General features: G+C 73.4%; 17 protein-coding genes. 4 read left to right on the forward strand and 13 right to left on the reverse strand.

The genetic code is table 11. From position 1 onward, the window contains the following. Window positions 1-47 precede the first annotated feature (47 nt). Together ACFW3L_RS08395 and ACFW3L_RS08400 are read left to right on the forward strand one after the other, a co-directional pair. The gene (locus ACFW3L_RS08395) at window positions 48-1091 is read left to right on the forward strand and encodes a nitronate monooxygenase (protein ID WP_378737831.1); all 1044 of its coding nucleotides are present in this window, start codon (window positions 48-50) and stop codon (window positions 1089-1091) included. Between the two features lie 69 nt (window positions 1092-1160). Continuing rightward, entirely contained in the window at window positions 1161-2354 is a 1194-nt protein-coding gene (locus ACFW3L_RS08400; RefSeq protein WP_378737833.1) for an MFS transporter, read from the forward strand. Window positions 2355-2433: 79 nt separating this feature from the next. On the opposite strand, the gene ACFW3L_RS08405 is transcribed toward ACFW3L_RS08400, so the two are convergent. From ACFW3L_RS08405 to ACFW3L_RS08425, 5 genes are all read right to left on the reverse strand, one after another. Further along, a complete protein-coding gene (locus ACFW3L_RS08405; protein ID WP_378737835.1) occupies window positions 2434-3234 on the reverse strand; it encodes an ABC transporter permease in 801 nt (266 codons plus the stop codon). Continuing rightward, window positions 3231-4202, reverse strand: coding sequence for an ATP-binding cassette domain-containing protein (locus ACFW3L_RS08410; RefSeq protein ID WP_378737838.1), 972 nt, complete (start codon window positions 4200-4202; stop codon window positions 3231-3233). The genes ACFW3L_RS08405 and ACFW3L_RS08410 overlap by 4 nt, the downstream gene beginning before the upstream one ends. A gap of 51 nt (window positions 4203-4253) precedes the next feature. After that, complete coding sequence (locus ACFW3L_RS08415) at window positions 4254-4463, reverse strand: MbtH family protein (RefSeq protein WP_378737840.1); 210 nt, start codon at window positions 4461-4463, stop codon at window positions 4254-4256. Window positions 4464-4527: 64 nt separating this feature from the next. Continuing rightward, window positions 4528-14871 carry an amino acid adenylation domain-containing protein gene (locus ACFW3L_RS08420; protein WP_378737842.1) on the reverse strand — a complete coding sequence of 3448 codons (10344 nt, stop codon included), beginning with the start codon at window positions 14869-14871 and terminating at the stop codon, window positions 4528-4530. 305 nt (window positions 14872-15176) lie between these two features. Then, window positions 15177-15389, reverse strand: coding sequence for a hypothetical protein (locus ACFW3L_RS08425; RefSeq protein WP_378737844.1), 213 nt, complete (start codon window positions 15387-15389; stop codon window positions 15177-15179). 314 nt (window positions 15390-15703) lie between these two features. Between ACFW3L_RS08425 and ACFW3L_RS08430 the strand changes: the two genes are divergently transcribed. Further along, on the forward strand, window positions 15704-18217 hold the full coding sequence (locus ACFW3L_RS08430; protein WP_378738306.1) for a penicillin acylase family protein: 2514 nt from the start codon (window positions 15704-15706) through the stop codon (window positions 18215-18217). Between the two features lie 43 nt (window positions 18218-18260). Here ACFW3L_RS08430 and ACFW3L_RS08435 read toward each other — a convergent pair whose 3' ends face one another. Next, the gene (locus tag ACFW3L_RS08435; RefSeq protein WP_378737846.1) at window positions 18261-19133 is read right to left on the reverse strand and encodes an oxidoreductase; all 873 of its coding nucleotides are present in this window, start codon (window positions 19131-19133) and stop codon (window positions 18261-18263) included. A gap of 80 nt (window positions 19134-19213) precedes the next feature. On the opposite strand from ACFW3L_RS08435, the gene ACFW3L_RS08440 reads away from it, so the two are divergent. Next, window positions 19214-19810: a TetR/AcrR family transcriptional regulator gene (locus tag ACFW3L_RS08440; RefSeq protein WP_378737848.1), complete on the forward strand. Its 597-nt coding sequence runs from the start codon at window positions 19214-19216 to the stop codon at window positions 19808-19810. Between the two features lie 43 nt (window positions 19811-19853). On the opposite strand, the gene ACFW3L_RS08445 is transcribed toward ACFW3L_RS08440, so the two are convergent. From ACFW3L_RS08445 to ACFW3L_RS08475, 7 genes are all read right to left on the reverse strand, one after another. Further along, on the reverse strand, window positions 19854-20522 hold the full coding sequence (locus ACFW3L_RS08445; RefSeq protein WP_378737850.1) for a DUF899 domain-containing protein: 669 nt from the start codon (window positions 20520-20522) through the stop codon (window positions 19854-19856). Window positions 20523-20958: 436 nt separating this feature from the next. Further along, on the reverse strand, window positions 20959-21618 hold the full coding sequence (gene leuE / locus ACFW3L_RS08450) for a leucine efflux protein LeuE (RefSeq protein WP_378737852.1): 660 nt from the start codon (window positions 21616-21618) through the stop codon (window positions 20959-20961). 179 nt (window positions 21619-21797) lie between these two features. Then, window positions 21798-22529 (reverse strand): hypothetical protein, encoded by a 732-nt coding sequence (locus ACFW3L_RS08455; protein WP_378737854.1) that lies wholly within the window; start codon window positions 22527-22529, stop codon window positions 21798-21800. Between the two features lie 92 nt (window positions 22530-22621). Next, a complete protein-coding gene (locus ACFW3L_RS08460; RefSeq protein ID WP_378737856.1) occupies window positions 22622-23563 on the reverse strand; it encodes a M56 family metallopeptidase in 942 nt (313 codons plus the stop codon). Beyond that, window positions 23560-23940 (reverse strand): BlaI/MecI/CopY family transcriptional regulator, encoded by a 381-nt coding sequence (locus tag ACFW3L_RS08465; RefSeq protein ID WP_378737858.1) that lies wholly within the window; start codon window positions 23938-23940, stop codon window positions 23560-23562. Before ACFW3L_RS08465 ends, ACFW3L_RS08460 begins: the two co-directional genes overlap by 4 nt. A 56-nt stretch (window positions 23941-23996) precedes the next feature. Continuing rightward, window positions 23997-25277 (reverse strand): pyrroloquinoline quinone biosynthesis protein, encoded by a 1281-nt coding sequence (locus ACFW3L_RS08470; RefSeq protein WP_378737860.1) that lies wholly within the window; start codon window positions 25275-25277, stop codon window positions 23997-23999. After that, on the reverse strand, window positions 25267-26259 hold the full coding sequence (locus tag ACFW3L_RS08475) for a cytochrome c biogenesis CcdA family protein (protein WP_378737862.1): 993 nt from the start codon (window positions 26257-26259) through the stop codon (window positions 25267-25269). Before ACFW3L_RS08475 ends, ACFW3L_RS08470 begins: the two co-directional genes overlap by 11 nt. Window positions 26260-26262 lie beyond the last annotated feature (3 nt).

The raw sequence follows: 26262 nt of genomic DNA on the forward strand, positions 1-26262 counted from the left end.
CAGGTCACGCGGGGAGCGTCCCGCACCGGATCCCGGAAGGCGGGAACATGGATCTGCACGAACTCCTCGGTGCGCGCCGCGTCCTCCAGGCCCCCATGGCCGGAGGCGCGTCCACCCCCGCCCTGGTCCACGCGGTGGACGGCGCGGGCGGCCTGGGTTCCCTGGCCGCCGGGTACCTGTCCGTGGAGGCGCTGGCAGAACGGATCAGCGGGGTACGCGGGCTGGGCACCGACGTGTTCGGCGTGAACGTGTTCGTCCCCTCCGGTGCACCGGCTCCGGTGTCCGTGCTGGACGGCTACCGGAGGGACCTCGCGGCGGAGTCCGTGCGGCACGGGGCCGAGGTGGGCCCGTCCACGTACGACGACGACGCCTGGGACGCCAAGATCGACCTGTTGGTGGGCTCCCCCGTCAGCGTCGTGAGCTTCACCTTCGGCTGCCCCTCCACAAAGGTGCTGGAGCGGCTGCGCGACGCGGGTTCGGCCACGGTCGTCACCGCCACCACCGTAGAGGAGGCCCGGACCGCCGTGGCCCGGGGTGCCGACGGGGTGTGCGTCCAGGGGGTGGAGGCGGGCGGGCACCGCGCCACCTTCGACCCCGCCCGGGGCGACGACCGGCCCCTGCTCTCCCTGCTGCCCGAGGTGGTGGGCGCCGTCGAGGTGCCGGTGATCGCCGCCGGGGGGATCATGACCGAGGAGGACGTCGCTGCCGCCCTGACCTCGGGAGCCACCGCCGTCCAGCTGGGCACGGCCTTCCTCCGGTGCCCGGAGAGCGGCGCGCAGCCCGCGCACAAGGCCGCGCTGGCCGACCCGTCCTTCACCGGGACCTCACTGACCCGGGCGTTCACCGGACGCCCGGCGCGCGGCCTCACCAACCGGTTCATGACCGAGCACCCGGACGCGCCCGCGGCCTACCCCGAGGTGCACCACATGACGAAGCCGCTGCGCGCCGCCGCGGCGCGGGCCGGTGACACCGGGGGCATGGCCCTGTGGGCGGGGACCGGGTTCCGTCGGGCACGCGAGCTGCCCGCCGCGGACCTCGTCGCCGCGCTCCGCGAGGCCGCCGTCTCGTCCGGAGGGCCCCGACCCACCTGAGGGCGGGTCGACTGTCGGTACCGGCGCCTAGAGTGGCCGCTCCCCCGGCGCCCACCCCCTGGAGTCCCCGTGAACCCGACCGGTCGGCCCCGTTCCCCGTGGCGGTTCAGCCGTGACGAACGCACGCTCGTGCTGGGTTCGCTGCTCAACTCCATGGCCTTCTTCGCCGCGCTGCCCTTCGCCGCGCTCTACCTCGCGGACCGGACGGAGCTGTCCGCCGCGGGGATCGGCGCGGTGGTCGGCGGCATCCCGCTGATCGCCGCGTTCGGCGGTCTCCTCAGCGGCACGGCGGCCGACCGGTTCGGCGCGGTCCGGCTCATGCGGTGGGGACTGCTGTTGAACGTGGCGGTCTACTCGGCGCTGGCGCTGGCCTCCGCTCCCGCCGCCGTCGTGGTGCTCTTCCTCGGCCTGGGCGTGGCGCGCACGATGGTCGAGCCGAGCATGAAGAAGCTGCTCTCCCTGTCCGACACCGGCGACGGCCGGATCTTCCGGGTCCGCTACATCACCCTGTGCATCGGTGCGATCGTCGGACCGGCCGTGGGCGGGGTCCTGTTCCACGTGGGTCCCGCGGCGTTCTTCCTCGCCCCGGCGGCCTTCTTCGCGCTCTACCTGTCAGTGGTGATGGTGCGCGGCGCGGAGTTGGCGCGCTTGGAGACCTCCTCCAGGAGCACGACCCCGGTTCCGTGGACCGACGCCCTGCGTGACCGCCACCTGAGGGCCGCCATCGGCGCCGGAGCGGTGGTCTTCCTGGTCATGGCCCAGATGGACACGTCCATCCCGCTGTACATGAAGGGCGCCTACGGCGACCGGACGGAGTACCTGTTCGCCTCGTTGCTGGTGCTGAACGCCGCCCTGGCCCTGGCGGTGCAGCCCCCGGTGATCTGGCTGTCCGAGCGCCTCCCCCGGGGGCCGTTGGTGACCCTGGGGTGCGTGTTCTTCGCGGTCGCCTTCGTCTGCGTGTGGCTGGGCACGACCGACGTGGTCCTTCTGTACGTGGCCATCGTGTTCTGGACCCTGGGCGAGGCGATCCTGCTGCCCCTGCCGGACGTGGCCGTGCACTCCCTGGCCACGGACGACCGCAAGGGCGCCTACTTCGGCCTGTCCGAACTCCGCTACCTCGGGTTCTTCGTCGGCCCCGTCCTGGGCGGAGCCCTCCTGGACCTGTCCGCCCCCGCCTACTTCGCCGTCATGGGGGCCGCCGTCTTCCTGTGTGTCCCCCTGCTCCTGCGCTCCTTCAAGGAGGACCCCGCGCCCCGGGCCTGAGTACGGGGAGGCACCCCGTGGTCCGGCGGCCACGGGGCGCGGGGGCGGGCTGTCGCGCTCCGCCTCCGCGCCCCGTGGGTCAGCGGGCGCTGATGAGCACGTAGCGGCGCAGGGCCAGCGGGGCGAAGACCGCGATGACCACGGCCGAGGACAGCACCGCGTACAGCACCGCGTTCTCGGCGGGCCACCCGGTCGGCTGTGCCAGTCCCGGCGGCGGGGCGTTGCCGAAGAGTTCCCTGGCGGCCGAGGCGACGGCGGTGACCGGGTTCCACTCCGCGACGACCCGCAGCGGAGCGGGCATGCCCTCCACGGAGACGAACGCGCCCGACACGAAGGCGACCGGGAACAGCCACACCAGGCCCAGGCTCTGGGCCACCTCGACGCTGCGGGCGGTCAGCGCGATGAACACACCGATCCACGAGGTCGCGAAGGCGAAGAAGAGCAGGAGGGCCACGCCCAGGAGCACCTCACTCGCCCCCGTGGTGACCCGCCACCCGATCGCGAGCCCGCACGCGGCCGTGACCAGCAGCGACAGGGAGCTCGTCGCCAGGTCCGAGAGGGTCCGGCCCAGGATGACGGCGATCCGGGACATCGGCAGCGACCGGTAGCGGTCCACGATGCCCTGCTGGAGGTCGTTGGCCAGCCCGACCGCCGTGAAGGACGAGTTGAACAGCAGGGTCTGCGCGAAGATGCCCCCGATGAGGAACTCGCGGTACTGCGCGCCGCCCAGGCTGCCGCCGAAGACGAAGGCGAGCAGCAGGACGAACATCACCGGCTGGATGACCCCCGCGACCATGGATCCCGGGGTGCGCACGACATGGAGCAGGTTGCGGTGGGCGACGACGCCGCTGTCGCTCACCGATCTCGCCAGTACGTTCACCGGTGCCCTCCCACCAGGGAGGCGGGCTCGTCCCGGCCGGTGAGTTCGAGGAACACCTCGTCCAGGGTGGGGCGGCGCAGCGCCACCTCCACCACGGGGACGCCGCCGCGGCGCAGCGCGGCCAACGCCCCGGCCAGCGCCTCCTGTCCCTCGGAGGTGCCCACGGAGAGCCTCCGGGCTCCCGGGTCCGTCTCGGGCCGGCCGTTGCCGTGGTCCGCGACGATCCCGGCGGCCGACTCCAGGTCGGCCGCGTCCGCGAGGACGAAGTCCATCCGCGCCCCGCCCATGTGCTCCTTGAGCGCGTCCGCGCTGCCCCGGGCGATGACCGTTCCCCGGTCGATGACCACGATGGTGTCCGAGAGCTGGTCGGCCTCCTCCAGGTACTGCGTGGTCAGCAGGACCGTGGTCCCGTCCTCCACGAGGGTGGAGACGATCTCCCACGTGTCCAGGCGCCCGCGCGGGTCCAGGCCGGTCGTGGGTTCGTCGAGCACGACCACCTCGGGCCGGGCCACCAGGGCCCCGGCCAGGTCCAGGCGTCGCCGGATCCCGCCCGAGTAGGCGCCCGAACGCTGGTCCGCGACGTCCCAGAGCCGGAAGCGCCGCAGCAGTTCCCGGGCGCGCTCGGCCGCCTGCGCGCGGTTCATCCCGTACAGGCGCCCCACCATGCGCAGGTTCTCGAAGCCCGTGAGCTTCTCGTCCACGGCCGCGTACTGGCCGGAGAGCCCGATGCTGCGGCGGACCGCGCCGGGGTCGGCCACCACGTCGTGACCGGCGACCCGGACCCGGCCGCCGTCCGGCCGGAGCAGGGTGGTCAGCACACGGACGGTGGTGGTCTTGCCCGCCCCGTTGGGGCCGAGCAGCCCCAGGACGTGCCCGCGCGGCACGGCCAGGTCGATGCCCCGCAGCGCGCGGTGTCCCCCGAAGGACTTCGTCAGTCCCTCGACGTCGATGACATGGTCGTCCCCCACGTCACTCCCTTCGTGGTCGGGGGCCCGGCCGCACGGCCGGGCCCGGGTCTCTCAGGCGGCGTCGAGCTGGCGGACCCGGTGGGGTCGCATGTCCGTCCAGTGGGTGTCGATGTAGGTCAGGCACTCCTGGCGCTCGGCGGGGCCGTGGCGCACGACCCAGCCGGCGGGGACCGGGACGAAGGCGGGCCACAGGGAGTGCTGGTCCTCGGCGTTGACCAGGACCAGGAAGGAGGCGTCGGTGTCGTCGAACGGGTTCTGCATGGTGTGCCCTTCTGTCCGAGCGGCGCGCGATCGCGGGCCGCGGGTTGTCGGTGGTGCGTGGGGGTCAGCGGCGGTGCGCCAGGGAGCGGGCGATCCGGTCGGCGACGACCGGGCCGATCACTGACAGCGCCTCCGGTGTGGTCATGAGCGCGTGCGTGCAGGTCACGTCGTGGTCGTCGATCCGGCCCTCGACGTAGGGGCGCCAGGTCCGCGCGAGGTCGACTCCGGGGACGCCGTCGAGCGTCGCGGTGAAGAAGAGGAGGTCTCCGTCGAAGACGGGCGGCTCGCCCCGGCGCAGCAGGGAGACCTGCCGGTCGAAGCCGAGGAGCATGGCCTCGACCGCGTCCTCGGAGAGCTCTCCGAGGGGGTCGCCGTGGCGCCGGAACACGGCGATGGCGTCCCCAGTCGTCGGGGAGTCGCCCAGGCGGTCGGCGTCCTCGCCGTAGCCGATGGCCCGGAGCAGCGCGTCGAGGACCTGGGTGTCGTCGTCGAAGCCCGCGTCGGCGGACTGGCCGAACGGGTGCGAGTCCAGCAGGGCCAGGGTGGCCACCTCGTCACCGGTCTCCCGGAGGTGCCCGGCGAGCGCGTGCGCGATGTTGCCGCCGAAGGACCACCCGAGCAGGTGGTAGGGGCCCTCCGGCTGGATCTCGCGGATGCGCGCGGCGTAGTCCTCGGTGAGCGACCGCAGGTCGGTGGCGTGCTCGGTCCGGTCGCCGGGGCTGAGCCCGGGGGCCTGGAGTCCGTACACGGGGTGCTCGGCCCCGATGTGCCGTGCCAGCCCCGCGTAGGGCCAGGCGAGCCCTCCGGCGGGGTGCACGCAGAACAGCGGTGCGCCCTCGCCGGTGGGCCGGATCGGCAGGATCCGCCCGAGCCCCGTCCCGGTGGTCTCCCCGTCCGCCGCCTGGATGAGCCCGGCGACCGTGGGGTTCTGGAAGAGCATGGGCACCGTGACCTCCTGACCCAGGGCCGCGCTGGCGCGTCGCACGAGGCGCGCGGCGAGCAGGGAGTGCCCGCCCAGCTCGAAGAACCCGTCGTGCACGCCGACCCTCGGCAGGTCCAGGACCTCAGCGAACAGCGCGCACATCCGGATCTCGCGCCGTGTCTGGGGAGCCCCGGTGACCTGGGGGGCGTGCTCGGCGGGGTCGGGCAGGGCCGCGCCGTCGACCTTGCCGTTCACCGTCAGGGGCAGGGACTCCAGACGGACGAACACCGCCGGGACCATGTACTCGGGCAGCCGCGCGGCCAGGTGTCGCCGCAGCTCGGCGTCGGTGGGTCCGGGGTGGACGAGCGGTACCGGGTAGGCCACGAGCCTCGCGTCCCCGGCCGCCGTGCGGCGGACCAGCACGGCGGCCTCGGCCACGCCGGGGTGGTCCACCAGCGTCGCCCTGATCTCCCCGGGTTCGATCCGGAAGCCCCGGAGCTTGACCTGGTCGTCGGCGCGGCCGACGAACTCCAGCGTGCCGTCGGCGCGCCACCGGACCAGGTCCCCGGTCCGGTACATGCGTCCGCCGGCGGCGGCGAAGGGGTCGGCCACGAACCGCTCCCCCGTCATGCCGGGGCGGCTGCGGTACCCGCGCGCCAGCCCGGCCCCGGCGATGTAGAGCTCACCGAGGGCGCCCACGGGCGCGGGCTGGAGTCCGCCGTCGAGCACGTACACCCGGATGTTGCCCACCGGCCTGCCGATGGTCGGGCCGTCCTCCCCGCGGATACCCGCGATGACGGCGTCCACGGTGGTCTCGGTGGGACCGTAGAAGTTGTAGGCGCGCACGCCCGGGCGGCGGGTCAGGTCGTCCCAGAGGTCGGCGTCGACCGCCTCCCCGCCGAGCGCCACCACCGAGAGCGCGTCCGCGTGGTCGAGCACACCTTCGGCGATGAGCCTGCGGGCGTAGCTTGGGGTGGTCTCGACGGAGTCCACCCGGTGCCGTGTCAGGTAGTCGGAGAGCCCGGCCGGGTCCCGGCGCACCGCGTCCTCGACCACGTGCAGCTCGTGCCCGTCGACCAGCCAGAGGATCGGGTCCCAGGAGGCGTCGAAGGCCACCCCCGCCGTGTGCGCGACGCGGAGCTTGCGGCCCAGCTCCTCGCTGACCGGGGTGAACAGCTCCTCCTGGTGGCTCAGGAAGAGGTTGACCAACGACCCGTGCTCGACCTCGACGCCCTTCGGCCTGCCGGTGGAGCCGGAGGTGTAGATGACGTACACGATGTCCGAGGCGGTGAGCGGGCGGACCCGTTCACGGTCGGTGAGCGCGCCCGCGGTGCCGCAGTGGCAGTCGCCGTGCTTGTCGGTGATGGCGTCCACGTCCCGCACCAGCGGGGCGTCGGGGACCCGGTGGGCGAGTGAGGAGTCGGTGAGCACCAGCCCCGGAGCGGCGTCCGCCAGCATGGTGGCCAACCGCTCGTCCGGGTGGTCCGGGTCGAGGGGCAGGTAGGCGGCGCCGCTCTTGAGCACGCCCAGGAGGCTCACCACCGTCTCCACCGAACGCTGGAGGAGGACGGCGACCACGTCGCCGGGGCCGTTCCCTAGCTTGACCAGCGAACGGGCCAGGCAGTTGGCGCGGCGTTCGAGCGCGGCGAAGCTGAGCCGCTCCTCCCCGCAGACCAGGGCGGTCGCGTCGGGGGTGCGCCGGACCTGCTCCTCGAACAGCTCCACGACGGTCTCGACCGGGAGCTCCCTGCGCAGGCCGTGGCCGTCCGCCAGGAGTCCCTCCCGCTCCTCGCCGGAGAGGATCTCCAGGCGGCCGAGGCGGGCCCCGGGTGTCCGGGTGGCCGCGTCGAGCAACCGGACGTAGCGTTCCACGAGGCGCCGTGCCGTTCCCGGGTCGAACATCGCGCTGTTGTACTCCAGCGTGCCGGTGACGCCGGCGGCGCCGCCCAGCGGTCCGGCCTGTTCGGCCAGGTCGAAGGAGAGGTCGAACTTGGCGCCCAGCGCCGGGGCTCCCGGTTCGGGGCGCACGTCCAGCCCGGAGAGCTCCATGGTGGGCGTCTCGTTGTTCTGGAGGGTGAGGGCGGTCTGGAACAGGGGGTGCCGTCCGAGCGCGCGGGAGGGGTTGAGCCGCTCCACGATCTGTTCGAAGGGCACCTCCTGGTCGTCGAAGGCGTCGAGGTCGGCGTCGCGCACCCGCGCCAGCAGGTCGGTGAAGGTCGGGTTGCCGGAGGTGTCGGTGCGGAGCGGCAGCGTGTTGACGAAGAAGCCGACCAGGTCGTCCAGGGCGGGGTCGGTGCGCCCCGCGACCGGGCTTCCGATGACGATGTCGTCGCCCGCGCCCAGGCGGGTGTGCAGGGCGGCGAGCCCGGCTTGGAGGACCATGAACAGGCTCGTGGACGTGGACCGGGCCAACCGCAGCAGGCGTTCGTGCAGGTCCGCGCCGATCTCCACCCCCGTGCTCGCGGAGGGCGGGGAGGCCGTGGCGGGACGGGGCCTGTCGGAGGGCAGCCGCACCTCGTCCGGGGCGCCGGACAGCCGCCGCTCCCAGGCGTCCAGGCTGTGCCGGATCGCGCTCTCGGGGTCGCCTTCGTCGCCCAGGACCTCGCGCTGCCAGAGCGTGTAGTCCGCGTACTGCACCGGCAGGTCGCGGGCGAGGGGCGCGGTGCCGTGCACACGGGCGGTGTAGGCCATGGAGAGGTCCCGCGCCAGGGGGGCGGTCGACCATCCGTCCCCGGCGATGTGGTGCAGGACCAGCAGCAGGACGTGCTCACGCCCCACCCTGAACAGGTGGCCCCGCAGGGGTGTCTCGACGGCCAGGTCGAAGCCCCGCCCCGCCTCGCGGGCCAGGGCGCGTCGCAGTTCCTCCTCGGAGGCGACCTCGACGCACGCGCCGCCCGGGGTGACCCCCTCGGGGGGCAATACGTGCTGGAGGGGCTCTCCGTCGATGTCGGGGAAGACCGTGCGCAGGCTCTCGTGGCGCGCGGAGACGTCGTCCAGGGCCCCGCGCAGCGCCTCGGTGTCCAGCTCACCGGTGATCCGCACGGCCATCGGCAGGTTGTAGAGGGCCGCCGAGGGGTCCAGCCGGTTGAGGAACCACAGCCTGCGCTGGGCGAAGGAGAGCGGGATCCGCGCGGGCCGGGGCGTCGGTCGCAGCGGGGGCCTGGACCGGCGTCCGGTGCCGAGCGCGGCGGCCAGGCCCGCGACGGTCGGTGCCTCGAAGAGCGTGCGCACTGAGACCTCCGCGCCGACCGTGTGACGGATCCGGGCCACCAGGCGCACCGCGAGGAGCGAGTGGCCGCCGAGGGCGAAGAAGTCGTCGTCGATGCCGACCTCGGGCACCTCCAGGACCTTGGCGAACAGCTCGCACAGCACGGTCTCGTCGTGGTTGCGCGGTCCGCGTCCGCCGCCGGTGACGGCCTCGGGTTCGGGCAGCGCCGCCCGGTCCAGCTTGCCGTTGGGCGTCAGCGGGAGTTCGGGCAGCACCATCACCACACCGGGCAGCATGGCGGCGGGAAGCCTGCGCGCCGCGTGGTCGCGGACCCCCCGGGTGTCGGGGCGCCCGCCGGGGCGCGCGGTGACGAAGGCGGCCAGCCGCGCGTCCCCGTCGCGGGTGCGGGTGAGCACCACGGCCGCCTGGGCGACGTCGGGGTGTTCGGCCACGACGGCCTCGACCTCACCGAGTTCGATCCGGTGGCCGCGCACCTTGACCTGTCCGTCGGCGCGGCCGACGTAGCGCAGCGCCCCGTCGGACCGGCGGGTGACCAGGTCCCCGGTGCGGTACATGCGGCTTCCGTCGGCGGCGAACGGGTCCGCGACGAAGCGCTCGGCGGTCAGCCCCGGGCGGCCGAGGTAACCGCGCGCGACCCCGGCCCCGCTGAGGTAGAGCTCTCCGACGACCCCCGCGGGGACCGGGCGGAGCCCGCCGTCCAGGACCCGGGCACCGGTGTTGGCGATGGGTCCGCCGATCACCGGCTCGGCCTCGTCGTCGGAGCGGGCGGTGACGCTGTCGACGGTGCACTCGGTCGGCCCGTACAGGTTGTGCGCGGTCAGGCCGGGGACCTCGCGCAGCTCGGCCCAGAGCCGGGCGTCGACGGGCTCGCCGCCCAGGGCGAGCACGCGCGGCCCGGTACCGCCCTCGAAGAGCCCCAGCGCCACGAGCTGCCGGGCGTAGGAGGGCGTCGTCTCGACGGCGTCCACCCCGCGTTCGCGCAGGAGCGCGACGAGTCGTTCGGCGTCCCCCCTCACGGGGTCCTGCACGATGTGGAGTTCGTGGCCGTCCACCATCCACAGGAACGGGTCCCACGAGGCGTCGAAGGACACCCCGGCCGTGTGCGCGACCCGCAGGGGTCGGCCCACGGCGGTGACGGCGGGGCCGAAGACGCGCTCCCGGTGCGAGTGGAGCAGGTTGGCGAGCGAGCGGTGCTCGACCACGACGCCCTTGGGGCGCCCGGTGGATCCGGAGGTGTAGACGACGTAGGCCGCGTCGCGGGGGCCGGGCCGGTCCGGCACCCGGAGCGTCGGTGTGTCCAGCGGCAGCGCGTCGACGTACAGCACGGTGCTGTCGGCGGGAACGCGCGTGCGGTGGCCCGTCGTCATGAGGACGTGCTCGGGCCGGGCGTCCGCGAACATGTGGTCGATCCGCTCGCGGGGGTAGGAGGTGTCGACGGGCAGGAGGGCGGCCCCGCTGCGGAGTACGCCCAGGAGCGCCACCGCGAGGTCGACGGAGCGCGGCAGCACCGTCGCCACGGTCGAGCCGGGTCCGGCGCCCCGGTCGGCCAGGAGGCGGGCCAGGCTCTCGGCGCGGGCGTCCAGCTCGGCGAAGGTCAGGGAGTGGTCGCCCGCGACCACGGCGGTCCGGTCGGGCGTGCACAGGACCTGGGCCTCGAAGGCCTCCAGGATCGAGTCCGCGGCCCCGGGGCGGTCCGGTCCCGCCGAACCCTCGTCCAGTTCCGCCCGCTCCCCCGGCATGAGGAGCTCCGCGTCCTCGATCGCGCGGTCCGGAGCCTCGGCCAGGACCGCGAGGAGGTGCGTGAACCGGGCGGCGATGGAGCGGGCGGTGCCCTCGTCGAAGAGGTCGGCGTCGTACTCCAGGTCACCGAGGAGCCCGTCCGCGACTCCGCCGGAACCGAGGTGCTCCGTCAGGTTGAAGGTGAGGTCGAACTTGGCCTGCCGGGTGCCGACGCCGTCCATCACCGTGGTGTCGAGGTCGCCCAGGGACGCCCGCGCGGCCGGGAGGTTCTGGAGGGCGAGCATCACCTGGAAGAGCGGTGGCCGTGAGCCGAGGCGGGTCGGACGCAGCTCCTCGACGACGCGGTCGAAGGGGGCGTCCTGGTGGGCGAAGGCGGCGAGGCAGGCCTGCCTGGATCGGATGACCAGGTCATCGAAGGTCGGATTTCCGGACGTCCGCGTCCGGATGGCGACCGTGTTCACGAAGAAGCCGACGAGGTCGTCGAGCTCGGCCTCCGTGCGGCCCGCCGTGGGTGTGCCCACCGTGAGGTCGCTGCCCGCTCCCAGACGTGAGAGCAGTGCGGTGAGGCCCGCGTTGAGCACCATGAACAGGCTCGCGCCGTGCCGGTCCCCGAGAGCGCCGAGGCGCTCGTGGAGTTCGGATGACAGGCGCAGCGGGACCGAGCCGCCGCGCCCGCTGGACCGCTCCGGGCGGGCGCGGTCCACGGGCAGGACCGTCTCCTCCGGGGCCCCGCGCAGGGCCTCGCGCCAGTGGGCGAGCTGACGGGAGAGCTCGCTCCCCGGGTCGTCGTCCGCGCCGAGCACCTCGTTCCGCCAGAGCGTGTGGTCGGCGTACTGGACGGGGAGGGGCTCCCAGTCGGGGGCCCGTCCCCGCGAACGGGCGGAGTAGGCGTCGGACAGGTCCCGGGCGAGGGGTCCCAGCGACCATCCGTCACCGGCGATGTGGTGCAGGACCAGCAGCAGGACGTGGTCGCGGTCACCGACCCTCAGGAGCCGCACGCGCAGCGGCGTCTCCACGGAGGTGTCCAGGCCCCGGCCCGCCTCGGCCGCGATCACCCGCTCCAGGTCGTGCTCTGGGCACGCCACGGCGGCGAAGTCGAGGGGGCTCTCGCCCGGAACCAGGACGTGCTGGCGGGGCTCCTCCCCGTGCAGCGGGAACACGGTGCGGAGGGTCTCGTGGCGCTCCACCAGGTCGTCCAGCGCGGCACGCAGGGCCCCGGTGTCCAGCTCGCCGCGCAGCCGGAGCGCGGCCGGGATGTTGTAGGCGCCGGAGTCGGGTGCGTACCGGTTGAGGAACCAGAGTCCGCGCTGGGCGTGCGACAGCGGCACCACCTCGGGGCGCTCCCGCGCCTCCAGCCTCGGTGCGGTCCCGGCCCCGTCGGGGAGCACCCCGGCCAACCCGGCCACGGTCGGGTTCTCGAAGAGTTCACGGATGGTGGGGGCCGCGCCGAACTCGGCGCGGATCCGCCCGATCAGGCGGGTGGCCAGCAGGGAGTGGCCGCCCAGAGCGAAGAAGTCGTCGTCCACACCGACGCCCTCGACCCCGACCGCCTCGGCGAAGAGCGCGCAGAGCCTGCGCTCGCGCTCGTCGCGCGGCGCCCTGCGGGAGTCGGATCCGCCGGAGGGCAGGGGCAGGGCGGCGCGGTCGAGCTTGCCGCTGGGGGTCAGCGGCAGTTCGGGGACCCGGACGGTCGCGGAGGGCACCATGAACGCGGGCAGGCGTTCGGAGGCGTACGCGCGGACCGCGTCCGTGGCCGTGGCCGTGTCCGTGTCGGAGGGATCGTCCGTGACCACGTAGGCCACCAGTCGGGTGTCCGCGCCGTCGCCCACGACGATCACGGCGGCCCGCCGCACACCGGGGCACTCCCGGACCACGGCCTCGACCTCGGCCGGTTCGACGCGCACCCCGCGCACCTTGACCTGGTCGTCGGCGCGACCGAGGAACCGCAGGGCGTGGTCGGCCCCGGGTGAGACCAGGTCCCCGGTGCGGTACATGCGGCTTCCGTCGGCGGCGAACGGGTCCGCGACGAAGCGCTCGGCGGTCAGCCCCGGGCGGCCGAGGTAACCGCGCGCGACGGACGCTCCCGAGACGTACAGTTCGCCGGTGGCGCCGGGCGGGACGGGCCGCAGACCCGCGTCCAGGACGTACGCGCGGGAGTTGGCGACCGCCACCCCGATGTGCGGGTGGCGGTCCGGGGTGACGGGCGCGGTGAGGCTGTCGACCGTGGTCTCGGTGGGTCCGTAGAGGTTGAGGGCGGTGACGTGTTCGAGCGCCGCGAGCGTGTTCCACAGGTCGGCGTCCACCGCCTCCCCGCCCAGGGCGACGACGGTGGGGCCGCCGGGCTCCGCGAGCCCCTCGGTCAGCAGCGCGCGGACGAAGGAGGGTGTGGTCTCGACGGCTTCGAGACCGTGTTCACGCAGGTGGGCGACGAGTCTCTGGGGGTCGCGGCGGACCTCGTCCTCGACCAGGTGCAGCTCGTGTCCGTCGACCATCCACAGGAAGGGGTCCCAGGAGGCGTCGAACGAGAGCCCGGCGGTGTGGGCCACCCGCAGCGCCCGACCGTGGCGCTCACGGGCGGGGGTGAAGACGAGCGCGCGGTGTGAGTGCAGGAGGTTGAGCAGCGACCGGTGCTCCACGGCGACCCCCTTGGGAGTGCCCGTGGAACCGGAGGTGTAGATGACGTACGCGAGGTCGGCCCCGGTGACGGGGCGGGGCCGCTCCGGGGCGGGCTGGCGCGGCCCGTCCTCGACGGCGGCCCTGGTGGCCGGGTCGTCCATCAGGACGGTCCGAGGGGCGTCCTCGGGGGCTCCCTCCTCGGACTCGGACAGGGTGTCGCCGTGCGCGAGCACGAGGTCCGGACGGGCGTCCCGCACCATCGCGGCCAGTCGGCCCCGGGGGTAGGAGGGGTCGAGCGGCAGGCAGACGGCACCGGCCTTGAGCACCGCCAGCTGGGCGACGGCGAGGTCGGTGTGGCGTCCCAGCCGGAGCCCCACCACGCGCCCGGGGGCGGCGCCGAGCGCGACGAGGTGGTCGGCCCAGCGGTCGGACCGGGCGTCCAGGTCCGCGAAGGTGAGGCGGCCGTCCGGCGCGACGACCGCGGTGCTCTCGGGGAACCGGGACGCGGTGATCGCGAACTCGTCCGCGACCGTCAGGTCGGGCAGTGCCCGCGCCGGGCCTTCGCTCACGCTCGGCCCGCGCCGCCGCTCCTCTGCGGTGCGGACCTCCAGGGCCCCCACCGGTGCGGAGGGGTCCTCGGCCATGGCGCGCATGACGGCGAACAGGCGGCGCTGGTGGTCGACCAGTTCGGCGCGCGTGTACAGGTCGGGGCTGCCGTCGAAGTCGACGCGGACGTCCTCCGTGGCGCCGAGGCCGTGGAAGATGACGGACAGGTCCTCGACGGGGCCGACCGAGAGGTTGTGCGTGGTGGCCGGGAGACCGGCGAAGACCAGCCGTCCCAGGGCCGGGATGATGTTCACCGACGGTCCGGTCAGGCGGCGGCCGAGGTTCGCACCGCGACGCAGGTCCTCGCTCCGGTAGCGCTGGTGCCGCAGCGCCAGCCGCGTCTCCACGGCCACCTCCCGCAGGAGTGCGGACACCGGCTGGTCGGGTCGGACCCGGATCCGCAGCGGAATGATGTTGGAGACCGTGGCCGGGACCGTCCGGGCGTGCGACGTGCGGCGGGTGGTGACCGGCAGGCCCAGGACGACGTCCCGGGCGCCGGTGAAGCGGTGGAGGTGGATGGCGGTGGCCGTGAGGACCGCGGTGGGCAGGCCGGTGCGCTGGGCGCGCGCGGCGGCCTGGAGCCCCGCGGCGGTCTCGCGGGGGAGGTCGTCAGTGACCCTGTACAGGCTGGTGGGCATGCGCACGGGTGCCCCGGCCAGTCCCACGGCGTCCGGGGCGTCGGCCATCCGCTCCGACCAGAAGCGGTGGTCGGCCTCCTCGGTGCCGTCCTCCCGGTAGTCGGCCTCCTCCTCCAGCAGCCGGCTCAACGAACCGAAGGGGCTGGGGCCCGGCTCGGTCCCGGCGGCCAGGGCGTCGTGGATCTCGGTGACCCGGCCCAAGACCAGCATGGCCCCGTAGCCGTCCAGGAGCAGGTGGTGGACGCGCTGGTAGACGAAGTGGTGTTCCGCGCCGAGGCGGAAGATCACCTCGGCGAACAGGGTCTCGCCCAGGACGTCCTGCGCTCGGGCGAGGTCGTCGCGCATCCAGCGGCGGGCCGCCTCCGCGGGGTCGGGCTCGGAGGTGAGGTCCACGACGGTGGGCCACCAGTCCTCGGGCCGACGGACCTCCTGCCAGGGCTCCCCGTCCTCCTCACCGAAGCGCAGGTGGAGCGACTCGGTCTCCAGCACCGCCTGGCGGAGGGCCGCGCCGAGGATCGCGACGTCCAGCGGTCCGTCCAGCTCCAGGTACTCCGCGATGGCGTACACCGGGTTTCCCGGGTCCATCTGCTGCGCGTACCAGAGCCCGCTCTGGGCGGCCGTGAGCGGCAGTCGGCGGGCTCGGCCGGTGTTCGTCATCGAGGACCTTCCAATCGCGTCGGCGCCCCTGCCGGAGCAGTGGCGGGCCGCGGTTGCGGGGAATTGCGTGTCTGGGTCCGGGGCGCTCCGAGCGGGGAGCGGAGCACGCCAGCGGATCGGCCACCCCGTGGGGTGGGATGACCGCTTTCAATAGCTTGTCTGTGATCACTGGTGATTCGTGGGGAAAGTTCGGAAGGATTGCGTGATGCACATCACACATAGCAATCACATACTTACTAAAAGCCATATTCCGGACAGGACAAAGGGACCGGAGTGCACCACTCCGGCCTCTCTGAAAGGGATCGCTAGTTGTTGATCTGGTAGTTGCCGATGAAGACGGTCACCAGACCGCCGTCCCCGAACAGGCCCAGCCCGCCGAGCAGCCCACCCGAGGACGACGGGGCTCCGACGGCGGGGGTCGCGGCAGCCTGAGCAGGAGCGACGGCGAACCCGAGGACCGTGGAGGCGGTGAGCACGGAGAGCAGGAGCACGGAGACACGTCGACGAACTGACGTCATGGCGGGGGTTCCCTTCGATGGTCGGACGGGGTCTGTCGCCGGTTGGACGAATCGCCCCTCAGGGTCCATTCGTGACCGAACGGCAGGGGTATTGGTCCGTTCCGCCACGGAATCCTCCGAGCACCACGACCGATCCGGGTCCGACCCCGGCGGCGCCCTCGCGCCCGGACACCGACACGTTCCCGCACCCGCGCGAGTTCACCCGCACAGCCAGGGGGAACAGAGTTTTCTACCACTTGGTAACAATTAAATAGACTGCGATCGATCCCTAGAACGCTCGCGGCGGCACACCCTAGTGTTCCGACATGGGTGTAATGCGGAAGCGTGTCCTTCTTCGTGTGTTTCTGGGGTTTGTCGCCACGGTCGCGTCACTCGCGCTGATCGCCGCACTCCTGGGCGTCTGGGCGGTACGGAGGTCGTTCCCCACGGTCTCCGGGGAGCTGACGCTGTCCGAGCTCAGCTCCCCGGTGACCGTGCTGCGGGACGAGCACGGCGTGGCGCACGTGTACGCCGACGACGCCGAGGACCTGTTCGTCGCCCAGGGGTTCACCCACGCCCAGGACCGGTTCTGGGAGATGGACTTCCGCAGGCACGTCACGGCGGGCCGCACCGCCGAGCTCTTCGGCCCCGGCCAGGTGGAGACCGACGTCTACCTGCGCACCATGGGCTGGCGACGGGTGGCCGAGCAGGAGTACGACCTCCTGGAGGAGGACACCCGGCGCTACCTGGACGCCTACGCGGCCGGGGTGAACGCCTGGATCGAGGACAACCAGGGCCTCTCCGCCAGCCTGGAGTACGGCCTCCTCGGCATCACGGCGGACGACTACACCGTGGAGCCCTGGACCCCCACGGACAGCCTCGCCTGGCTCAAGGCCATGGCCTGGGACCTCGGCGGCAACCTCCAGGACGAGACGCGGCGCGCCCTGCTCCTCGCGGACGGCCTCGACGAGGAACTGATCGAGGAGCTCTACCCGGCGTACCCGACCGACAAGCACGCCACCATCACCGACACCGACGAGCACGCCGGGTCCGACTCCGAGGCCGACCTGGGCCGCGCCCCCGACCTCCCCGAGGAGGCCCTCGCGGCGCTCAGCGGCCTGTCCGACGTGCACGACTCCGTCCCGGACCTCCTCGGCCCCTCCGACGACCCCGACCTCGGATCCAACTCCTGGGTCGTGTCCGGCGAGCACACGGAGACCGGCTCCCCGCTCCTCACCAACGACCCGCACCTCGGCGCCTCGATGCCCTCCACCTGGTACCAGACGGGGCTGCACTGCACGGAGCTCACCGAGGAGTGCCCCTTCGACACCAGCGGGTTCAGCTTCGCGGGCCTGCCGGGCGTGGTCATCGGCCAGAACGAGTCCATCGCCTGGGGCTTCACCAACCTCAACCCGGACGTCATGGACCTCTACCTGGAGCGGGTCGAGGGCGACGAGTACGTGGTGGACGGGGAGCGGAGACCCCTGGAGATCATCGAGGAGACCATCGCGGTCTCCGGCGGGGAGGACCTCGAACTGACCATCCGGTCCACCCACCGGGGCCCGATCCTCTCCACCACCGCCGCGGGCTCCGACCTGCGCGAGATCGGGGAGAACCCCCGCGAGGGAGACGAGTCCCCCTACCAGGTGTCCCTGCGCTGGACCGCGCTCCAGCCGGGCACCACCGCCGACGCGATCTTCTCCCTGAACCGCGCCCGTGACTGGGAGACCTTCCGCGAGGCCGCGAGCAAGTTCGACGTGCCCTCGCAGAACCTCGTCTACGCGGACGACGAGGGCAACATCGGCTACCAGGCCCCCGGCCTGGTCCCGGTCCGGGGCGAGGGCGACGGCCGCTGGCCCGCCCCCGGCTGGGACTCCGCGTACGACTGGGAGGAGGAGTTCCTGCCGTTCGACGAGCTGCCCAGCGTGTACAACCCGGAGTCCGGGGTGATCGTCACCGCCAACGAGGCGGTCGTGGACGAGGACTACGAGCACTTCCTGACCTCGGACTGGAACTACGGCTACCGGGGCCAGCGGATCAACGACCTCCTGGCCGAGGCGACGGCCGAGGGCCCCGTGGGCGTCGCGGACATGGAGCGGATCCTCGTGGACTCGCTCCACACCAGCGCGCTCGAGGTCACCCCGTACCTGCTGGACGTCCCGGTCGAGGGTGCGACGGCCGAGGCCCGGGACCTCCTCACCGACTGGGACCACCGCAACGAACCCGACTCCGCCGCCGCCGCGTTCTACAACGCGACCTGGCGCCAGCTCCTCCCCCTGCTCTTCGACGAACTGGGGGAACACGACATGGACGGCCGCTCGCGCGGGATGCACGTGGTGTCCCGACTGCTGGCGGACCCCGACTCGACCTGGTGGGAGGGCGAGGAGGTCAGCGGACGCGACGCGGTGCTGGCCGCCGCGATGGACGCCGCCGTGGAGGAACTCACCGAGCTGCTGGGCGACACCCCCGCCGACTGGCGCTGGGGCGACCTGCACACCCTGACCGCCACCCACGACTCCTTCGGGACCTCGGGGATCGGGCCCGTGGAGTGGCTGTTCAACCGGGGTCCGGTGGAGAGCGCGGGCGGCTCGGACCTGGTCAACGCCACCGGGTGGAACACGGCGGAGGGCTACGGCATCACCACGGTTCCGTCCATGCGCATGGTCGTGGACCTGGCCGACCGGGACTCCTCCACCTGGATCCACCTGACCGGCAACTCCGGGCACGCCTTCCACCCGAACTACGACGACCAGCTGGAACCGTGGGCCCGGGGCGAGACACTGCCGTGGGCGGTGACCGAGGAGGCGGTCCGGGCGGCGCACACGGACGAACTCACCCTCGTGCCGTGACGCCGGACGGCCCCGGGGACGCGGCGTCCCCGGGGCCAGCGCGTCACAGCGGGAACGTGGTCCCGGTCCTCTCCTCGGACAGGTCCCACAGCCGCCGGGCCGCCTCGGTGTCCAGGGCCGCGCGGCTGCGGCTGGCGGGGCCGGGCGCGCCGTTCACGAACAGCCCGGTGGGACCGGCGAAGAACGCTCCGGGGACGTCCTGCGTGGCCGCGTAGACCGTGGGCAGCGCCCCGCTGGAGGCGCTCTGGGCGAAGATCCGGTTGCCGATCCGCAGGACGGCGTCGTGCAGGCGGTTCTCGCTGCGGCTCTGGAGGTTGGTGGCGGCGTACCCGGGGTGCGCCGCGGTGGCCAGCACCGGCGAGCCCACCTCGTCGAGCCTGCGCTGGAGCTCCAGGGTGAACAGCAGGTTGGCCAGCTTGGACTGCCCGTAGGCCCGGTAGGGGGTGTAGCGGCCCTCCAGGTCGGGGTTGTCGAAGTCGATCCGGTTGACGGATCGGTGCAGGCCGGAGGAGACGGTGACCACGCGCCCGGTGACGTGTTCCAGGAGGAGGTTGGTGAGGGCGAAGTGGCCCAGGTGGTTCACCCCGAACTGGGTCTCGAAGCCGTCCACCGTGCGGGACTCGGGGATCGCCATGAGCCCGGCGTTGTTGATCAGGAGTGCGAGGTCGCCCTTCCACCCGGCGGCGAAGGCTCGGACCGAGGCGAGGTCGGCCAGGTCCAGACGCCGGACCTCGGTCGCACCCGGGATCTCGGCGGCGGCGCGCTCCCCCTTGGCCGTGTCGCGGACGGCCAGCACCACACGGACGCCGCATCCGGCCAGGATCCTGGCGGTCTCCAGTCCCAGGCCGCTGTTGGCCCCGGTGACGACGGCGGTCCTTCCGGACAGGTCGGGCAGGTTCACGCTGGTTCGGCTCATATCGCCAACGTAGGCAGACCGTTTGAAGTTGTCAATGACAACAATGATGTCATTGCAAACATGCGACTATGCTGGAGGACATGCCTGACCGCCCCTACCACCACGGCGACCTCCGCTCCGTCCTGCTGAGCAGCGCCGAGCGCACCCTGGCCGAGCGCGGCCCCGGCGCCCTCTCGCTGCGCGAACTCGCGCGGGAGGCCGGTGTCAGCCACGCGGCGCCCGGTCGGCACTTCAAGGACAAGCAGGCGCTGCTCGACGCCCTCGCGCTCGACGGCTTCCAGCGGCTCCGGGCCTCCCTGGAGCACGCCAAGGAGACCCGGGACCGCTCGGAGACGGACACCCGCGCCTACCTTCTGGGGCTGGCCCGCGCCTACGTCGGCTTCGCCCTGTCCAACGCGGCCCTGCTGGACCTGATGTACGCGCGCAAGCACGACAGCGACGTCTCCGACCAGCTCGCGGCGGCCGTCGGAGACATGATCGCCATCGTCCTGAACACCATCTCCGAGGGTCAGCGCACAGGGGAGATCATCGAGGGCGACCCCATGACGATCGCCTTCGCCGTGGCCTCCACCCTGCACGGGTTCGCCTCGTTCAGCGCCAACGAGACCGTCGAGGACGTCGAGGAGAACCTGGACGCCGTGGTCCGGCTGCTGATGACCGGCCTGGAACCGCGCTGAACCGATCCGGCGCGGGGGCGCCGGCTCGGCTCGCGCCGCGGGATCAGGTGCCGTACTCGTCGCGCAGGCGCCACCACGCGTACGGCGCGCTCTGCGGGACGCCCTCGGGGCTGTCCTCCCAGAGTTCCTGTCGGCCCAGCGGGGTCAGGTCGAGGAGGCTCCAGCTGGTGCCCAGCTTCTCCACGCCCCGGCCCTGGGTGAAGTAGGTCCGGTACACGGCGTCCTCGTCCCGGATGAACACGCTCAGCCCGAAGTTCTCGCCGCCGTCCACGGTGACGCCCATGTCCTCGTTGAAGCCGCTCCCGAAGGACGAGTACCAGGGCACCGTCCACCCCATCCGCTCACGCACGGCCGCGATCTCCGGGTACGGGGCCCGCGAGACCACGGCCAACGTGGTGTCCCGGGCGTTGAGGTGCTCCGGCTCGCCCAGGTTGTCCACGAACATGGAACAGCCCTCACACTGGTGCTCCGCACCGGGCGGGAGCATGAAGTGGTACACGATCAGCTGACGGCGCCCCTGGAACAGGTCCGCCAGGGAGAACTCCCCGCTGCCTCCCGTGAACACGTACTCCTCGGACATCCGGACCGCGGGCTGCCTCCGACGCTCGGCCGCGAGCCGGTCCTGGACCCGGGTCAGCTCCTTCTCCTTGGCCAGCAGCTCCTCGTGGGCCGCGTTCCACTCGGCGGGTGAGACGGTGTCGGGCACGTACATCGCTTCCTCCTCGGGCGGTTCGGCGGGGGCCGCCGCGGTGTGGAGGCCCGTCCACCGGAAGGTCCACAGTGCCACCGGAGTCCGACAGTCCACGGCAGGCTCCGCCGAGGACCGGTCGTGTCGGACCGCTGACGCCGGGCGGCCGGAGGGGCGAACCACGAGGGTACGGAACACGACGAAGGCCCACCGGGGTCTCCCGGTGGGCCTTCGGAACGTCGAGGGGCCGGTGCGGCGGTCGCCTCACGGCGGGTGGCACAACAGGGCTCCTGACCACCACTGGGGTGCGGTATTCCCTGAAGGCTTTGTTTAGAGCCCGGGGGACACTTGAACCGCACCGACCCGCACCGTGTAACGACACCACCCCCGGGCCTATTCCGCACCACGCCACGGATCACGGAAATCCTCCACGACCCCGGTGAAGGCGGAACGGGCGCCGTCAGGCGCTGCTGACGGAGAGCTTGACGGCGAAGCCGAGGAACAGCGCGCCCGCCGCCGACGTGGCGCCCGCCGAGAGCCGCCTGCGCCGTCCGAAGGCCGCCGCCAGCCGCGTCCCGCTGAAGATCAGCACGGAGAGGTACAGCAGGCTGAACGCCTGGAGCAGCAGCCCCAGGACCAGGAACGACAGGGCCGGGTAGGCGTAGGCGGGATCCACGAACTGCACGAAGAAGGAGATCAGGAAGAGGATCATCTTCGGGTTGAACAGGGACACCACGAGCGCCCGGTGGAAGGGGCGCTCACCCGTGGTGGGCCCCACCGCGTCGGCCGCCCGCTGCTCCTCGGCGCGCTGGTGCCGCGAGGTCCAGATGGCGTGCGCGGAGCGCAGCATCCCGATCGCCATCCAGACCAGGTAGGCGGCTCCCGCGTACTTCACCACAGTGAAGAGCAGCGGGTTGGTCTGGAGCAGGGTCGCCGCACCGGCCGCCGCGAGCAGCATGAGGAGGGTGTCGCCGGTGAACACCCCGGCGGCGGCCCTGTAGCCCGTGCGGGTGCCGCCGCGCGCGGCGACGGAGAGCACGTAGAGGGAGTTCGGCCCCGGCAGGAGCACGATGAGGACGAGTCCCGCCAGGTAGGTCGGCAGGTCGGTGATACCGAGCATGGCCGCAGTGTTTCATCCGGCCGTCGGGCCCGCGCACCCCGGCCGCCGTTTGCCGACCCGTCCTAGGCCGACGACCGCCTCCCGGTGGCACCGCCCTGCCCCCCACGTCCGCGCGGGAGGTCTTGGCGTACCCGGGACATGGCCCCGGCCACGACGGAAACACGCTCCCGGCCGGCCCCTCAGCGCGGGTCCGCCGACCCCTCGGTTCCGGACTCCGACGAGCCGGTGCCGCCGGTTCCGGCGACCGTCTCGTCGAGGGTGACCAGGTCCAGGAGTTGGCGGGCCTCCGAGAGGGCCTCGGCCAGCTCGGCCTGACCGGTCTCGGACACCTCGAAGAACGCCTCCTCCATCCACCCCCGGGTGGTCGCCAGCCACGCGACCACGCGCTCGTCGCGGGCCCGGGGCGTGGTGTGCGCGACCTCGCCCACCAGCTCGACCAGGGTCCACAGTGCCTGCGGGGTACTCCGCCCCCACCACGACTCCAGGTAGGGGCCGGGGTCGTCGCCGGACTCCGTGAGCGTCCCCCACGACGCGTGCGCGCGCTCCTCCTCGGTGAGGCCGAGCTCCCACCAGACGGACAGGCAGGCGCGCAGTGACGCGCGTTCCTCCTCGGGCCAGTCGGTCCACCCGGCCTGACGGAGTTTGGCGAAGAGCCCGTGGAGGTCGGCGTCACCACGGAGGGAGAGTTCCAGCAGCCGGGGCAGGAAGTGGCGCAGGTCGTCAACGTCACCCCAGGTGTTCAGGGCCTTGTGGGAGTACCGGCGCAGCCGCTCGGCGTCCAGTTCCCGGAGCGGAGCCCCGAGCAGGTCACGGTGGTCGTCCTCGGTGACGCAGTGCTGGCACCCCTCCACCCTCACGGGTCGGGGGTAGCGCGCGAACACCCGGTACACGTCCTCGATCTCGCTCTGCACGACCCCAGCATGACCCAACGGCCCCGGCGACGCCACGGATCTCCGTGGCCGTGTCCGGTCGGAGGGGGTCGTGTGCGCGCCGCCCCCGGTGCTCAGCCCACGCAGTCGCAGTGCGGGACGGCGACGTTCAACGCGGTGGCCAGGACCGTGAGCACCAAGGGCAGGATCACCACCAGCGCGGCGAGGACGTAGGCACCCGGTCCGGCGGTCACCCGGGCGGGCCGCACCTGGCGGCTCACCCGGCGCACCGGGCAGGCACCGGTCACCGAGAGCGCCGGTTCGGGCCCCCGGGACCCGGCCATGATCCCGAGGGCGTGGGCCAAGGCGTGCGGGCCCGCCTCACGGGCCGCGTGGTCGTCGGCCACCCACTCCACGAGTTCGGGGACCTCCCGGGCCGCCGCGCGCAACAGCGGGACCCCGGGGAAGGCGGTGTCCAGCAGCCTGGTCCAGGTGACCAGGAGGTGGTGGCGGCCGTTCAGGTGGGCCCGTTCGTGGGCGAGCACCGCGCGGAGTTCGGGCCCGGTCAGCCGGTCGAGCGCGCCTCTGGTGACCACGATCCCGAAGCGGCGGCCGGGCAGGCAGTAGGCGGCGGGCTCGGGGTCCTCCAGCAGCCAGACCCGGTTCAGGTGCAGGACGCGGCGGTCCCCGACCGAGGCGAGGGCCCGACCGTGTTCCCGGGTCCAGGCGCGTCGGTCCCGGCCGCGGCGCACCGCCGTCCACCCGAGGCGGGCCAGACCGAGGGCGCCGAGCAGACCGGCGACGGCCACCCCGCTCTCCGCCCCGTTCTGCTGGACCGCCTGGAACAGGTCCACGCACGCGGCGACGAAGGCCTTGACCCCCGGGCCCATCACCCGCGTGGCCAGGGTGGCGAGCAGGACCGCGCAGGCCAGCAGCCACGCGACCGTGGTGAGCGTCCAGAGCGCGAGCATGGCCCGGGCGCTGGCGCCCCGACGCTCCTGGAACGCGCGCAGGGCCCGGGGGCCCGCCGTGCTCCACAGCAGGACCGCCGTCAGGGCCGCCACGGACCAGGTCACGGGTCGTCCTCAGGCCGGGGGGTGTCGGCGAGCAGGTCACGGAGGAGGTCGAGGTCGCGCGGGTCCATGCGGTCCACGAACCGCAGCAGGGCCACCTCGGAGTCTCCGCTGTCGTCCAGGGCCCCGTGCATGCGGTCGGCCGCGTACGATGCCCGGTCGCGCAGCGCGCGGTAGAACCACAGGCGGCCGGTGCGTTCCCGGTCGACCCAGTCCTTGCGGCGCAGGTTCTCCAGCACCGTGGAGATGGTGGTGTAGGCCGGTTCGCGGTCGGCCAGGCCGTCGACCACCTCGCGCACGCTCAGGGGGCGTCCGGCGGCCCACAGGACCGCCATCACCGCGGACTCCAGTGACCCGAGCCCCGGAACCGTGTTTCTCATGGTCCACCGTTCGTCATGCGCTTCTCCGTCCAAGAATAGGCAATCCCGGCCCCCGTTCAGCTGACGGGCAGTGCGGCGAGCGCACCGCCCCCGCCCTCAGGGACCGGGAGGAGGGCGGGACCGCCGGGGAGCGCGGCCACCGGGATCCGGTCCGCGACCTCCGTGGGGAGCTCGGCGGGGACGTCCCCGGTGGCGGCGTCGACCGCGCGACCGGTCCCGCCCTCGGGGACGTCCGTGTAGAGGGTGCCGCCGACCAGACCGGCGAGGCGTTCGCCCGGGCGGGCGGGCAGCTCCCAGACCGGCGCGGGCTCCGTGGCGGCCAGGCCGTACAGCCGGGCCTCCCCTCCTGCGGCCGGGGTGCCGAGGACCACCGTGCGGCCCCGGCCGTCTCCGAGCAGGCGGGGGCGGGTGCCGGGGTCGAGGGTCAGCAGGCGTGCGCCGGTCCGCAGGTGGTGCACCGTGTACAGCAGCGCGTCCCGGGCCTCGTCCCCGCCCTCGGCGGGGTCCGCCGTCCACTCCAGGACCACGGCGGAGCTGGAGTCGCTGGAGGGCCGGGTCCCGTACCCGACCGCGACCGGACGGTCGCCGAGCGGGTCCGGGACCGCGAGGTCGGCGTGGGTCCACAACCCCTCCCCGCCGGGGCCGACGGCACGTAGCGCGCCGTCCCGGTGCAGCAGCAGCGTGCCGTGGTGTTCGTGCAGGACGGCGTCCCCGTCGTCCTCGTCCGCGACCACCTCCCCCGTGGTCGCCGCCAGCGCCGTCCTCGGGCCGGTCTCCTCGCTCATGACGCTGCCCGCCACGGCGGCGAACACCAGGCCGGGTCCGACCAGCGTCCCGGGCACCTCGGTCGGCCCCCACCGGAGTTCGCCGGTGTCGGGGTCGTGGGCGGAGGCGGTGGTCACGTGGGCGAGGACACCGCCGTCCGGGTCGGGTTCGCGGTCCAGCAGCACGACGAACTCGTCCCCGCCCTCCTCCGCCCGCGCGACCGTGAACCCGGTGCAGCTGGGGTCCCGTTCCGTGGCCCAGCGGGTGACCCCGTCCCGGTCCACGCCCAGGAAGTGCAGCGGGCCGCCGGCCCTCTCCTGGGACACCCCCACGAAGGAGGAGCCCGCCGCCCTGGGCTCGGAGGAGAAGGGCGCCGTCCACAGGGGCGGCCCCTCCACCGGGTGCGGGAGGGGGCCGGTGACGCTCGGCGGGGGCGCCGCCGGGGTGTCGCGCGGTTCCACGCCGGACGTTCCGCCCTGTCGGGGAGCGCAGGCCACCGCCAGGAGGAGGGCCGCCAGGGGTGCCGCGAGGGCGGCGGTCCGCCCCGCGCGTGCCCGCGCGCTACTCCGCACGCCCGGGCGCCCGTCCGGGGTTCGGGGAGTCGTGCCTCCCGGCTCCTGCTTCCCCGGCCCCGTGTTCCCCGTGTTCCCCGGCCGGGTGCTTCCCGGCTCCGACCTCTTCGGTGTCCTCCACCGCCGCGTTCCCGCCCCCGCCGGTCTCCTCCCCGTCGTGGTTCCGGCGCCGCGAACGGAGGGCGGCGACCGCGACCAGGGCGACCACCAGGGCCAGCGCCACCAGGGCGACCAGGTCGGTGCTGGTCCCGAGTCGTGCGAACTCCCCTTGGGCGCGGTCGGCGGTCTCCGCCATCCAGCCGGCACCGGGGAGGGTCATCGAGGCGGTGCCGTCGAAGGCCACGAACAGCACGCCGATCCCCACGAACAGGCCGCCGGACAGCAGCGCCGTCGTGTGCGTGCGGAGCGGGCCCAGTTCGACGACGCGGCCACGCAGCCAGCGCCGTCCGCCCAGGTCGAAGTGGTCCCAGAGCAGCGCCAGGAAGAACATCGGCAGGACCATGCCCAGCGCGTAGGCGGCCATCAGGAACATGCCCCGGACGGGGGTCCCGGTCGCCGCGACGGTGAGCACCGCGCCGAGGATCGGACCGGAACAGAACCCGGCCAGCCCGTAGACGGCGCCCAGCCCCAGGACGGACAGGTTGCCCCGGCCTCCGGCGAACCGGCTCTGCGCCCGCGCCAGGACGCCCCAGGTGAAGCCGAGCCCGAGGATCTGCGCGACGCCGAAGGCGATGATCAGGCCGCCCGCCACCGAGATGAGCAGGTCGCGGTGCCCGTGGAAGAGGACGCTCACCATGGCCGAACCCGCGCCGAGCGGCACCAGGGTCAGGCAGAGCCCCACGTAGAAGACGCCCGTGCGCAGCAGGAGCCGCCCGGTGTCCCGGAAGGCGTAGGCGAAGAACGAGGGCAGGAGCAGGGCGCTGCACGGGCTGAGCAGCGCCAGCAGCCCGCCGAGGATCGCGGCGACGAATCCGATGTCCACTGC

It is taken from the genome of Nocardiopsis sp. NPDC058789, assembly GCF_042745575.1.
Classification (GTDB): Bacteria; Actinomycetota; Actinomycetes; order Streptosporangiales; family Streptosporangiaceae; genus Nocardiopsis; species Nocardiopsis eucommiae.